Genomic DNA, 12,891 nt, shown 5'->3' with positions numbered 1-12,891 from the left:
AATTCATAGACGGCACCATTCGCGGCGTGGCGAAGGCCACTCCGTACAAGGAGGCCCTGGTCAGTCGTACGGAATTCGACGACTACGACCTGAATGCGATGCTCGACCTCGTCGACAGGACGAATCCCGAGGACCTGGAATCTTCCGGTCGCGCGCTCTGGGACGCACGCGATGCCATCAAGGTGGCGGCCGACGAGCTCAAGGGGCAGTTCGAGACCGTCCCATGGGTCGGAAAAGCGGGCGACGACTTCCGCACGTGGGGCACCGGTCTGGTGTCGAGCACCTACGACCTGAGCAGCTTCGCGGGAGGAGCGGGCGACCAGATCACCGCGGCCGCTGTCGGACTGGCATCCGTCCGGAAGGCGATGCCGGCTCGAGACACGCGGGCGAGCCGCAAGCGCCCCGAACACTTCACAGAGACAGAGAAGGCAGCGAACAAAGAGGACTACACCGCTGCCGTCAAGGTGGAGAAGGACCGCCAAGAGGCGATCAACCAGATGAACCGGTTGGCGTCCTACTACGCGGTGTCCAAGGAGCAGTTGCAGGTCCTGGACGAGAAGGCGCCCACGTTCAAGGACGTGCCGAACATGGGCGTACCGAAGCCGAGCACCTACGCGCAGGATCCGGGCTCCGGTTCCGAGCGCTCTGTCGCCGACGGCTCCGCGGGTGTGTCCTCCGGATCGGTCGGAACGCACCACACGACGATCGCGCCGACGAGCCACGGAAGCGTGCACGACACCGGCGGCAACACGCCTGCTCCCACGCACCAGGTCCCGGGCAATGTGCCGCACGTCGACGAGCCTGTCGGCACGCACATCGACAGCACCGGCACACTGCCTCCGCCCACGACGACCGCGCCGGGGCCCACCCACACCCCTCCGGTCACGGGCACGCCGCCCACGAGCGGCGGCCAGCCCAACGTGTTCCCGGGCCCTGTCGGGACCCCCCTTCCCGGCGGCCGCACAACGGGGCGGCCCCTGAACGGCACGGGTGGATACCGCACCCCGCCGTCCGCGCAGGGCCGCGCGGGTACGTCCAACCTGGGCAACCCCGGTTCCGGCCGCACCACGGGCCAGGGGCCCACGAACCAGATGGGCCGCGCCACGTCGACCGGCCAGTCCGCCGCGAGGGGCGCCACGTCCGGGTCGAAGTCCACGCCCATGGGCCGAGGCATCTCCGGCGGTACGCCGCGAGCCGGTGGCACGGCCGCGTCGCGCACGGGCGGCGGGCCATCCACCGGGGCGGGCCGGTCCAACGGAGTCGTCGGCGGCCGACCCACGAACACGGGCGGTGCGTCGTCCAAGAGCGGGGCCAGGATCCCTCGCGGCACGGTCGTCGGCGGTGAGCAGGCAGCCAACTCGCGCTCCGCGAACGGGCGAGTCGGGCAGCGGGGCGTCTTCGGAGCGTCCGAGGCAGCAGGGCGACCCGGCTCGAACACCACCGGTGCCCGCGGCCGTACGGGAACGTCCGAGTCCGTCACCGGCAGGCCTACCGGGCGGAACTCCTCTGCCGGAGCCGAGCGCAACGGCATGACGCGTGGCGGTTCCGGCCTCGTGCGCGGGCCCGGACGTGACGGCAAGCCCAGGGAGGAGAAGGACGCGGAGGGAACCGCGCGTCCCGACTACCTGGTCGAGGACGAAGAGACACACCTGCCCACCAAGCCCCGGCGTGATGTACCGCCGGTGGTCGACTGAGCGCGAGCGAGGACAGCGAAAACGATGAAGTCAGGGACCAGCCGACGAGCCGGGCGGGCCACGTTCCACGGAACGCGCGGTCGTGGACGAGTACGCGCTGTGACCGCGGTCGTCGGCACCCTGGCCGCCGTCACCGTGGGCCTCGCCCCGCACGCCGCCGCCTACGACGAACAGTCGAAGCAGTGGTACCTCGGCCCCATGGAGGCTGAGCAGATGTGGAAGGTGAGCACGGGCAAGGGCGTCAAGGTCGCCGTCATCGACACCGGCGTGAATCCCGAAACGCCGTCCCTGAAGGGGCAGGTGCTGGCGGACGAAGTACCCAAGTCGGTCGCCTACAAGGCCACTGACGACTACGCCGGTCACGGAACCAGCATGGCCGAACTCATCGCTGGTACGGGCGCGGGCGGTGGCCTGAAGGGTCTCGCGCCCGGAGCGAAGATCGTGCCCTACCGAGTGGAGCTCGAAGGCCTCAAGGGGGAGTCCGAGAAGGAGAAGACCCCGGAAGCAGCGGAAGCGCTCAGGGCGGCGGCCGACACCGACGCGAAGATCATCAGCATGTCCTTCGGCGGTATGACCACTGAGGAGGACGAAGCGGCGGTCAAATATGCCGCGTCCAAAGGCAAGTTGCTGATTGCGGCAGTGGGTAACAACGCCGGCGGGGGCGGGAAAGGCTACATCGACTATCCCGCCGCATATCCCTACGTCGTCGGAGTTGCCTCGGCGGACAAGTCCTTGACGGTCTCCAAGTTCTCGTCCTACGGAGGCTACGTCGACCTTGCGGCTCCTGGTGAGGGTTATCCCGGCTGGTGTGACGCCACCTTCCGTGCATATTGCGACAACCGTCACGGCACGAGTCCGGCGACCGCGCTGACCTCAGCCGCAGCGGCTCTCATCTGGTCGGCTCACCCGAACTGGACGGTGAACCAGGTCGTGCGTGCGATGGTCGATACTGCCGGACGCAAATGGCCCAAGGACAAGCCGAGCAAGTACGCGGGCTACGGAATGATTCGCCCCCGTCTCGTCCTGGCCGATGCCCACTACAACGCAGGCCCGGCGAACGTCGACCCCCTGGCCAAGGAGAACGGCGGAAACCTCCTCGCCAAGTCCGGCGCAAAGCCCTCGCCCTCCCCTTCCGCCAGTGCATCAACCGCGTCACAAGCCCCCGAAAAGGCTTCTGGCGGGGCGACTTCGGCGGCAGGATCGAGCGCGGAGCCGTCGAACGACAGCAACACCCTCTGGATCGCGCTCGGCGCCGCCGCCGCGGTCATCGTGATCGGCGGTGCGGGTGTGGCCGTCATGCGGGCACGACGTGCCAGGTGACGTCGTCAGCCGTCTGTAACCCTGCGATCTTCGGAGCGGGCGTGCAGTACGCGCTCGTCGCCGCAGCGCACTGAGCAGCGGTGAGCCGAGACAGTTGGACGAAAGAGACACACAGAGAAAGGGCGGGCTGACATGGCCGGCAACAAGCAGAAGCTCGAAGACGCACAAGTAGTCCACCTCGAGAAGCAGATGGTCGAGAAGTACGAGGGCATCCAGAAGCGGGTGCACGGGCTGCAGGGCGTCATCGACGGCCTCGAGGGCCAGTGGCACGGTATCGGCCGCGCCGCGTTCGACCGCAAGCAGTACGAGATCAACGAGTCGCTGCGCAACATCGGCAACATCCTCGGTGACGTCATCGAGGCGATGACCGCGACCCGCAACATCAAGGACAGCAAGGAAGACGAGGTGCGTGCGGCGGTCGCCAAGATCGACCTGCAGGACGGCGCTCCCACCGTTCCCACGTCCGCCCTCAACTCCTACTGAGTCGAGCGAGACACCGCATTCCGCCGGGCAGCCGGCATCCACGGACACACAGCAGTGAGACGAGGTAGAGACGCATGGCCAACAACGCTGACGGTCTGTCAGTCACTTATGACGGGCTCGACGTCGCCGCGACCAAGATCGGTAACGAGGCGAGCCAGCTCGAGCAGGACCTGCAGGAGCTGCGCAGGCTGGTCGTGAGCAGCCTTCAGTACTGGGAGGGCCAGGCCCAGGACACCTTCAACGAGAAGCTGGGCCGCTGGGACAAGGAGGCGAACGACATCCACCAGGCGCTGACCGGCATCGGTCACGTCGTCGCCCAGTCCGGCGGTACGTACATGGAAGGCGACAAGAAGGCCGCCAGCTACTTCCGGTAGGCCGGGGCTCGTAGAAGCAACTCCAGGGTGGGCGCGCGCGGGAGGCGCCCACCCTGTCGTCGGCCCACAGGCCGGCGGCAGTGGCCGTTCCCGCGAGGAAGAGGACCGGGAATCACATGCTCCCGACAGGCGCGGCTGTCCGCGAGGCGCGGCAGGACCCTGCCGCACGCCGGGTCGGCCCCTACGTCCTGCTCACCGGGCTGGACGACACGCACAGCGGTGTCCCGGTACCCGAGCGGCGGTACATCGCCCGCAGCGACGACGGCGAGCACACGGTCCTCCTCGGCGCACCCCTCCCGGGCGCCGATCACCAGCGCTTCATGGCCGAAGCCGAAACCTCCCGGTACCTTCTCGGCCGGTTCACGGCCCCCGCCACCGCTTGTGCCGGCCCCGGGGAACCCGCCTGGCACGCGCGCCCGTATCTCCCCGCGCTCCCTCTCCCCACCGTCCTCGCCGTGCACGGCGGGCCGCTTCCCGAGCGGACCGTCAGGGCCCTGGGGGCGGCTCTGGCGGAGGCCCTGGCCATCGTGCACGGGCAGGGACTGGCTCACGCCGGTGTCTCTCCCGCGGCCGTACTGGTCGCCGCCGACGGACCCCGCCTCACCTGCTTCGGCGCGGCCCGGGCCGCCGCGCCGGAAGGCACCGCCCGCTCCGGTCTGCCCGGACTGGAACCGGGCAGTCTCGCGCCCGAGCAGGCGGCCGGCGGCCGGCCCCGTCCGCTGGGCGACGTCTACGCCCTCGGCGCCACCCTCGCGTACGCCGCCACCGGCCACACGACCCCCGAGAGCACCGAACTGCCGTCCGCGCTGCGGACGATCATCGGCCGCTGCCTCTCGCGTGACCCCGGGAACCGGCCCCCACTGGTGGAGCTGCTCGACGTGTGCACGCCCGAGTCGGCTGCCGTTCCCCCCGCACCACTCGGGGCGGCGCACGAGGCGGCCGACGCGGGGTTCGCCTCCGGAGTCGCCGCGTCGTTCGGGCCGGGCTGGCTGCCGGGGCGCGTGATCGCCGCCCTCGCCCACCAGTCCGCCGCCGTACTCGCAGCCGACATTCCGCGTGCCGCCCCGCCCGCCTCCCGCCAGGACTGACGGCCACACGTATGCCCACTCCGCTCGCTCACGACGACCCGCATGCGTTCGGGCCGTACCGCCCGGTCGTCCGCCTCGGCGGTGGCGGCATGGGCACGGTGTATCTGGCACGCTCCCGGGGCGGACGGACCGTCGCGGTCAAGACGATGCACGCCGGCATCGCCTCGGACCCCGGCGCGCGCAGCAGGTTCCGGCTGGAGGCCGACGCCGCCCGTGTCATCGGCGGGCAGCACGGGGCCCGGGTCGTGGACGCGGACACACAGGCCGGGACGCCCTGGATCGCCACCGAATACGTACTCGGCCCGCCCCTCGACGAGGCGGTCCGGATCGCCGGGCCGCTGCCCGAGACGACCGTGCGCGCCCTCGGAGCCGCCCTGTGCGGGGCGCTGGCCCGATTGCACGGATCGGACGTCGTCCATCGCGATCTCAAGCCGTCCAACATCCTGGTCACGGCCTACGGGCCGAAGGTCATCGACTTCGGCATCGCCCGCGCGATCGGCGACGACCGTCTCACCGGAGTCGGCGCCGCCGTCGGCACCCCGGCGTTCATGTCGCCGGAGCAGGCGAGTGGCGAGGACCCCACGTGGCCCAGCGACGTGTTCGCGCTGGCCGGAGTGCTCGTCTTCGCCGCCACCGGCCGTGCTCCGTTCGGGCACGGTCAGCCCGCCGATCTGCTCTACCGCGTCCGGTACGGCGAGCCGGACCTGAACGGCGTCCCCGAAGCGCTGGTGCCGATGCTCGGCCGCTGCCTGGACAAGAACCCGTTCCGGCGGCCCACCACCTCTCAGCTCGCCGCCGAACTCCACGACGGCGAGGGCGAGTTCGCGGAACACCTGCCGGACTCGGTACTCCAGGAGATCGCCCGCCGTGCCACCGAGGTCTGGCAGATCGTCCCTCAGCGGATCGCCGCGCCACGTCGACCGGATGCGGGGACGACGGTCGTACCGGCCGCCCCGATGCCCCGTCGCCGGCTGCTGCTGGCAGGAGGCGGAGTGGCGTTCGGCGCGGCGGCCGTGGGGGCGGGAGCCTGGGCATGGAACCGGCGTACCTCGCCGGAACCGGAACCACCCGCGCCGGGCCCCAGCAACAGCCTGCTGCCGAAGAAGAAGCTCGACTCGGTCTGGCAGCTGCAGGTCGCCGATCCGCCGTACGGAACGGTCCCGCCCGCCCAGCCGCTCGCCGTGGGAAACCTGGTCTCGCTGGTGGCCGGCAAGGGGCTGGGCGGGATCGACGCCGCGTCCGGGACCGTGCGATGGACGTCGGACCGGATGGAGATCCACTGGCAGGTGGCGACCGACGGCAATCGGCTCGTGCGGATGGTGGCCCCACCGGGGTCCGACGGCAACGCCGGAAAGCCCGGCGGATTCCCGCTCCTCCTCGCGTCCGTCGACCTCGACACGGGTACGGCGAGCGATCCCTTCGCGCGGCTGACGGACTTCAACGGGGTGATCACGCAGAACCAGGTGCTGTGCACGGCCGACGGGGTCGTGTACGCGGCGGCGGGCGCGGGGAAGTACGACGAGTACTTCCTGGCCTCCCAGTCCTGGTCGGTCTTCGCCGTCGACATCGGCACCGGGAAGAAGCTGTGGACCAGGCCGCTGCCCCCGCGGCCGGACCGCACCGACCGCCTGTACTTCCTCGCGGCGCGTGTCGTCGGCGACAGCCTCGTGGCTCTTCAGGAGACGAGCGACGGCAAGGTCCGCGCCGTCGTACGCGACACCCGGACGGGAAGTGTGCGCTGGGAGCGGCCACTCGACGGTGTCGTACCCGGGCGGGTCCAGCTGCCGATGGCCACGGACGCCCAGCACCTCTACGTGGGCACCGGACGCCTGCAGGCGCTGCGGTTGAGCGACGGCACCCGGACGTGGGACTCACGGGCGCGGCGGCCCGGCCGCACGTACGGCCCGCCCGCGGTCAAGGGCGGTGTCGTCTACGCCGTCGAGAAGGGCCGCGGTCTCGTCGCCTTCGAGCCGGGCAGCGGACGGCCGCTGTGGGAGGAGAAGGGCGGCGCGGGAGCGGACGCGGACGTGTCCGCGGCGCCGGTGATCGGCACCGATCACGCGTACAGCAAGCGCGCCTCGGCCCTCTGGGCGATCGACCTCTCCACGCGCACGCCCACGGCCTCCTACAGGACCACCGGTGACCGCTTCCTCGCCCATGAGAAGGCCCGCGTGATCATCGCGCTCGGCGGCAAGTTCCTCGCGGCCTTCCCTCTCAAGTGAACGTTCCCATGACGAGACGAGAAGGCGGTCGGTGATGAAACCCCTGGGAGTCGGCGACCCCATCAGGCTCGGGCCGTACCGCCTCCTCGGCGTCCTGGGCGAGGGCGGCATGGGCAAGGTGTACGTGGGCGAGGACGGCGCGGGAACCGTCGCCGCGATCAAGGTGCTCCGCCCGGAACTCGCCCACGACGGCAATCTTGCCCAGCGTTTCGTGCGTGAGGCGCTCGCCTCCCAGGCGGTACGAAGCCCGGGCGTGGCCGCCGTGCTGGGCGCGCAGACCGAGGGCGGGCGCCCCTGGATCGCCACCGAGTTCCTCGCCGGCCCGACCCTGGACCAGGCGGTCGACACGCACGGGCCGCTCGACGAGACGGGCGTGCGCGCCCTGGCGGCGTCGATCGCCCGGACCCTCGCGGACATCCACGCCGTGGGCTTCGTCCATCGTGACCTCAAGCCCCAGAACATCGTGCTGACGTCGACCGGGCCCCGGGTCATCGACTTCGGCATCGCCCGCCCCGAACACGGTCTGACGCTCACCACCACCGGCCAGATCCCGGTCACGCCGGGGTACGGCGCCCCCGAGCAGGTCCTGGGGCGGCGCGTGACGCCCGCCGCGGACGTGTTCTCCCTGGGCGCCGTCCTCGTCTACGCGGCCACCGGTGGGCGGGCGTTCGAGGCGGGGCACGTGGCCGCCGTGCAGTACGAGGTGGTGCACGGCGAGCCGCGCTGGAACGGCTTGTCTCCCCGACTGCACGCGCTCGTCGCCCCCTGCCTGGCCAAGGACGCCGCGGCGAGGCCCGGTCCGGCCCAGATCGTCACGGCGTTCGCCCCGCCGAAGAACAGCGACCGGGTGTGGCGGCGCGGCCCGGTCGCGGACGAGATCAGGGAACGCGAGCGGCAGGTGCACCGGCTCACCGCACCGCCTGCGACGGGCACGGTGGCGACCGTGACGAGACGGCGCCTGCTCACCGGCCTCGCCACCGGCGGCACGGTGCTCGCTGCGGGTGGCGGTACGACCGCGTGGTGGCTGCTCCGGCAGGACCGGGCGGACCGCGCGGCCGACCCGTTCCGGATCCCGCCGGCCGTGCGGACGCCCGAGGCCCGCCTGCTGTCCGCGGACGACGGCGACTTCGTCGTCGGCGGGTCACCGAAAGCGCTGTGGCGCGCCGACGTGGGGGCGGACCCCGACTCCCGCGACCCGCTGCCGGTGCGGGACGTCGTCGTGATCGGCGTGTACGGCGGTGTCGGCGCGTTCAACGTCGTCGACGGCAAGAAGCGGTGGCAGGTGCGGGATCTGCTGCCGGGCCACTATCTGTCCCTCTCCGACCGCCTGGTCGTGGCCCTGGACACCGACGGCACGGTGCGTACGTTCGTCCCTTCCACGGGGCGGGCCAAGTGGACCGCGGACGCCGACGCGGCGGCCCTGCTGGCCGCCGACGACGAGGCCGTCTACGTCATGACCAAGGACCACCGGCTGCGCAGTGTGGGCCGCGCCGACGCCCGGATCCGGTGGACGGCACGGATCCCGCCGGAGTTCCGCGGCAGGATCTCGGTGCGGGCCGCCGTCGACAGCGGCCGTCTGGTGCTGGCGACGGTCGACGGTCACCTGCTCGTGGTGGCGACACGCGACGGCAGCGAGGCGTGGAGGCACCTCGACCAGGCGAAGGACGTGGCGCTCAGCCCGGTCGCCCGGGACGGAGTCGTGTACGTCAACGGCAGGACACTGGCCGCACACCGGATCACCGACGGCACGAGAATCTGGTCCAAGGAGACCAGGGACATGTACCGGGCGCCTGCGGAGTGGGGCCCGCCGACCGTCTCGGGCGACAGCGTCTACGCGCTCGCCGGCATGTTCCCCGAACGCCGCGACACCGGCGACGGCGGCAAGAAGTGGACCGCCCGCAGCGACGCCAGTGGCGACAGCAGGATTCTCCTCCAGGGCACCGGGGTGTGGATGATCGACCACGCCTACAAGACCGACGTGAACGCCGTCGACGTGGAGACCGGCGACGGAGGCTTCACCTGCCAACTGCCCGACGCCGAACACCATGGGATCGCGGTCGGCGGCAACAGGGCGTTCGTCAGGAACGACGCCCTGCTCTGCGCGCTGCCGGTCTTCTGAGCCGGGAGACCAGGGCTCAGGCGCACTGCTTCGACGTGGACACCGTGTCGGTGAACTCGGTGATGACCTTCTCCATGGCCGCGGCACCGGCCGTCCCGTGCTCCTTGCGGATCATGGCGAAGACGACGTGACCGTCCTTGCCCGGCCTCCCGCAGGCGATGCGCCCGACCGCCTGCGCGTCGGTGACGACGTACCGCGTGTTCTCCTTCTCGACGCTGTCGGACTTGATGCCGTAGGTGCCGTAGGCGACGTCGCTGAGCGTGGTGCCCGACTTCCACTGCTCGACGATGCTGGTGACGGCGACCTGCCCGTCGACCACGAGTCGGCATCGGGCGAAGCCGGTGGGACCGCTCTTCACGGACGAGATCTTCTTGCCCTCGGGAAGAAGCGGTTCCAGCGCCGAGGAGGACACGGCGGTCCCGCACAGCGACGAGGGAGTGGCGTACTCCCGCTTCGCCGGTGAACTTCCCGACGAGCATGCGGTCACGGCCGGGCCGATGGCCAGGACGGCCAGGAGGCCGACGACGCGGGGGAGCGGGAATCGGGAGCGGGACTGCGGCATCGGTTTCGGGTCCTCGTCAGGAGATTTCGGTTTCAAGGTCGTCGGCCATGCGCCGTCCGTCGGTCGAAGCGTCGTTGAAGCCGTCCTGGGTGCCGTACCGGGCCCACTCGCCCACCTGGTCCGCGTACGAGACGTGGTGGGCCTTGGCCGCCTCGGTGGCCGCCTTCTGGGCCAGCGCGATGTTGCGCTCGCGGCTGTCCTCCCAGAGCTGGGCGGAGGTGAGCCCGCTGTCCTCCAGCTTGCTGCCCTCGACGTCCTGGAACAGCTCGCCCAGGACGACACTGCTGACAGTGCCGGCGGCACCACCGGCGACAGCACCCACGGCCGGGGTCGCGATGAAACTCGTCCCCACGCCGATACCGGTGCCGACGACGCCGTTCGCCACGTTCTGCCACTGCGAGACGGCGTGGTTGTAGGCGTCGTCCGCTTCCTTCGCGGGGCCCAGCACGGCCTCCTGCCGGCCGATCGCCAGACAGCCCCCGACCTCCGCCGACCGCCGGGAGATCTCCGTGATGGTGTTCTCCATGTTCTGCCCGTACCGGTGGTCCGCGGGCAGGTCCGGATTCATGTGGTAGTCCATGAGGTTCGCCATGTAGGCCTTCTGGCCGACCTCCACTGCGGAGTAGCCCTCAGGGTTCTGCCCCACGGCGATGAGGAAGCGGGACACGTCGGCGTGGTCCATCGCCGCCGACGACCCCGCGACGGGGAACAGCTTCTCGATCTGCTTCCAGTCGGCCGAGTTCGGATCCGGCTTGACGTCGGTGGACGCGCGGTTGATGTCCGGAAGGTACTCCGACGCCATCTGCCCGATGCTGTCGGACATGTAGCTGTGCTCGGTCAGGCGGTCCGGGTCGTCGCTGATCGACGCGACCACGCTCGCCATGAGCTTGGCCTGCTGGGCGTTGTGCGCGGGGGTGTCGGCCGTGGGCAGCTCGCCCGCCGGGTGCCCGGTCGTGGCCGCCTCGATGGCCATCGCCAGGTTGTTCTGCCCGGGGTGGATGTCATCGCCCTTGAGGTCGGTCTCCTTGGGCCACTCCCGGTCCTCGAAGAGGTACGTGAAGTTGGAGACGGCCTCCTTGTGGTCCCCGCCCTTGGGCAGGTACTCCTCGTTCAGGAATTCGGTGGCCGCGTCCGGGCTGCTGGACAGCGCCTTCAGATAGCCGGTCAGCGGGTCGTCGCCGCTGTCGTCGCCCATGCGGTTGAGCCACGGGTCCACGCCCATGTGCTGCCAGGCCAGGTTGGCGTGCTCGCCGTTGCCGGTGAGCTTGCGCTCGGTGGCCATCAGGGAGGTGCCGTAGCTCTTGAGGAACTGGTCGTCGTAGTCGCCCGCGCGCATGAGGTTGCTCATGACCTGGAAGCCCATGGGCCCCATCTGACCGCCGACCGGATCGTCGCCGATGGAGATCATCCGGCCCTTCCACTGGGTCATGGCGGCCGAGTCGCTGTGCGAGGCGGTGGCGAGCGTCATACCGAGGCTGCGCTGGAGGTCCGCGTACTGGTCGACCCGGGCCTGGCCCAACTGCGCCGCCTTGTGCGGGTCGTTGATGCCCGCCCAGAACTCGAGCGTCTTGTCCGGCCCGAGATCGGTGGCGAACCTCTCCGCGAACAGCGGGTCGTCGGCGTACTTCTTCAGCCCGGCGCTGAGCCTGTCGAACTCCTCGGGCGTCAGCTTCTCCGGGTTCTTCTTGGCGAGTGCGGCCATCGAGTCCGCCTCCTCGACGGCGGCCTCGGCCGTGTCGCGGTCCTTGTAGGTCGCGTCCGAGAAGCCGTACTCGGTCTGGTCCACGATGGCCGTGAGCACCGTCTTCGCCGAGTTGTCGCTCTTGGTGGCCGCGGTGAGGATCTTCTCGACCTCGTTCTTCAGCGCGGTGACGTCCTGCTCGTCGTGCTCCGGCGGCGTGTACCCGGCCGCGGCACGGTCGGGGTGGACGTTCATGGTCACGGTGAACGAGCCGTCGCCGGTGTCCATCACCGTCAGGTTCTTCTTCAGCCCGCGGTCCAGCGCTTCGTTGAGCTGCTTCTGGTAGCCCTTCAGCTCCCCGGCGGTGTCGCTCAGGATGTTGTGTATGGTCTGCGCCTGCGTGTGGGCGTCCTGGAACTCACCGGCCGTCTTGCCGATGAACTCCTTGGTCACCTGACTGTTCTCGCCCGCCCAGTCGGCCTTGTTCGCGGCCTGGTGCAGACCCTTCTCGGCGTCCTCCGCGAGGTCCTTCAGGTTGCGGACTATGTGTCCCCAGTCCTCGACGGCATCGTCGAGCTGCTTGAAATTGGCGAAGCGCAGAGCGTCGAGATCCATGAGTCGGGCCCCCGTCAGGCGTGGTGATCAGTTCTTCTTCGGCGATTCCGACGAGCCGTAGACCGGGTTGTGCTTCCCGGGCCCGCCGACACGCTCGTCGAAGCCGTCGTCGAGAGTGTCGATGCTGCTCATCTGCCGCTGGATGTACGCGTCGTCGCCCGCGTGGATCTTCTTGGTGACCTGCATGTGGTTGGAGATCTGGGCACAGGCGTCCAGCAGCGAGTTGAGCTGGGAGTCCCATTTGATCGACACGTGCGACAGACCGGCTCCGAGTGCGAAACCCTGCTTCGTCAGGTCGCCCGCCGCCGAGTCCACGCTGGTGTTCGACAGCCGGGCCTTGTCCCACAGATGGTTGTACAGGGTGTGGGCCTGGCCACCGATCTTCGTCAGATCGTGCTGGGTGACCTTGAGGTCACCCGTCTGGCTGGGCGCCGCGGCGGAGCCCCCCGGGTCGGACGGCAGCTGATTGAGCCGCATGTGCGTCGTCCCACCCTGCTGGCGCGTCAGCGCGTCCGACTTGAGCTGCTCCCACTCGTCCCATGCCATGGGTGATCCATCCTCCGCGCAGTGCCTGCTCTGTGATCGCCGTTCACTACGGACCGTCCAGTTCCGGACAACGTAGCAACATGGATGAACGGGCCGCAGCGCCCGTCCCCAGCACGTGCAAAAACTCCACTTCAGCCCCCAGCCCGCCCTCGACGGGCCGGGGGTGACGGGCACCGGGGCGGCGCCC

General features: G+C 70.1%; 10 protein-coding genes. 7 read left to right on the top strand and 3 right to left on the bottom strand.

Going from position 1 to position 12,891, the window contains the following annotated elements:
* Positions 1-26: 26 nt before the first annotated feature.
* From BLW57_RS11755 to BLW57_RS11725, 7 genes are all read left to right on the top strand, one after another.
* A complete protein-coding gene (locus tag BLW57_RS11755; protein WP_306822951.1) occupies positions 27-1,694 on the top strand; it encodes a hypothetical protein in 1,668 nt (555 codons plus the stop codon).
* A gap of 99 nt (positions 1,695-1,793) precedes the next feature.
* Complete coding sequence (locus BLW57_RS11750) at positions 1,794-3,014, top strand: S8 family serine peptidase (protein ID WP_256339467.1); 1,221 nt, start codon at positions 1,794-1,796, stop codon at positions 3,012-3,014.
* Positions 3,015-3,146: 132 nt separating this feature from the next.
* Positions 3,147-3,497, top strand: a complete 351-nt coding sequence (locus BLW57_RS11745) for a WXG100 family type VII secretion target (RefSeq protein WP_073890157.1) — start codon at positions 3,147-3,149, stop codon at positions 3,495-3,497.
* A 74-nt stretch (positions 3,498-3,571) separates the two neighbouring features.
* On the top strand, positions 3,572-3,871 hold the full coding sequence (locus BLW57_RS11740; RefSeq protein WP_073890159.1) for a WXG100 family type VII secretion target: 300 nt from the start codon (positions 3,572-3,574) through the stop codon (positions 3,869-3,871).
* A gap of 116 nt (positions 3,872-3,987) precedes the next feature.
* Entirely contained in the window at positions 3,988-4,959 is a 972-nt protein-coding gene (locus tag BLW57_RS11735) for a protein kinase family protein (RefSeq protein ID WP_093474234.1), read from the top strand.
* Positions 4,960-4,970: 11 nt separating this feature from the next.
* Positions 4,971-7,181, top strand: a complete 2,211-nt coding sequence (locus tag BLW57_RS11730; protein ID WP_093474232.1) for a serine/threonine-protein kinase — start codon at positions 4,971-4,973, stop codon at positions 7,179-7,181.
* A gap of 34 nt (positions 7,182-7,215) precedes the next feature.
* A complete protein-coding gene (locus tag BLW57_RS11725) occupies positions 7,216-9,300 on the top strand; it encodes a protein kinase domain-containing protein (RefSeq protein WP_176985553.1) in 2,085 nt (694 codons plus the stop codon).
* A gap of 16 nt (positions 9,301-9,316) precedes the next feature.
* Here BLW57_RS11725 and BLW57_RS11720 read toward each other — a convergent pair whose 3' ends face one another.
* The 3 genes from BLW57_RS11720 to BLW57_RS11710 are packed head-to-tail and all read right to left on the bottom strand — an operon-like array spanning position 9,317 to position 12,704.
* Positions 9,317-9,862, bottom strand: a complete 546-nt coding sequence (locus BLW57_RS11720; protein ID WP_093474229.1) for a hypothetical protein — start codon at positions 9,860-9,862, stop codon at positions 9,317-9,319.
* A 16-nt stretch (positions 9,863-9,878) separates the two neighbouring features.
* Entirely contained in the window at positions 9,879-12,158 is a 2,280-nt protein-coding gene (locus BLW57_RS11715; RefSeq protein WP_093474228.1) for a hypothetical protein, read from the bottom strand.
* A gap of 27 nt (positions 12,159-12,185) precedes the next feature.
* Positions 12,186-12,704, bottom strand: a complete 519-nt coding sequence (locus BLW57_RS11710; RefSeq protein ID WP_093474226.1) for a hypothetical protein — start codon at positions 12,702-12,704, stop codon at positions 12,186-12,188.
* Between the last annotated feature and the right edge of the window lie 187 nt (positions 12,705-12,891).

Origin of the sequence: Streptomyces sp. 1222.5 (genome assembly GCF_900105245.1) — a bacterium.
Classification (GTDB): domain Bacteria; phylum Actinomycetota; class Actinomycetes; order Streptomycetales; family Streptomycetaceae; genus Streptomyces; species Streptomyces albidocamelliae.
Note: the sequence above shows the minus strand (reverse complement) of the source record. Positions and strands in the feature narration are given on the sequence as shown.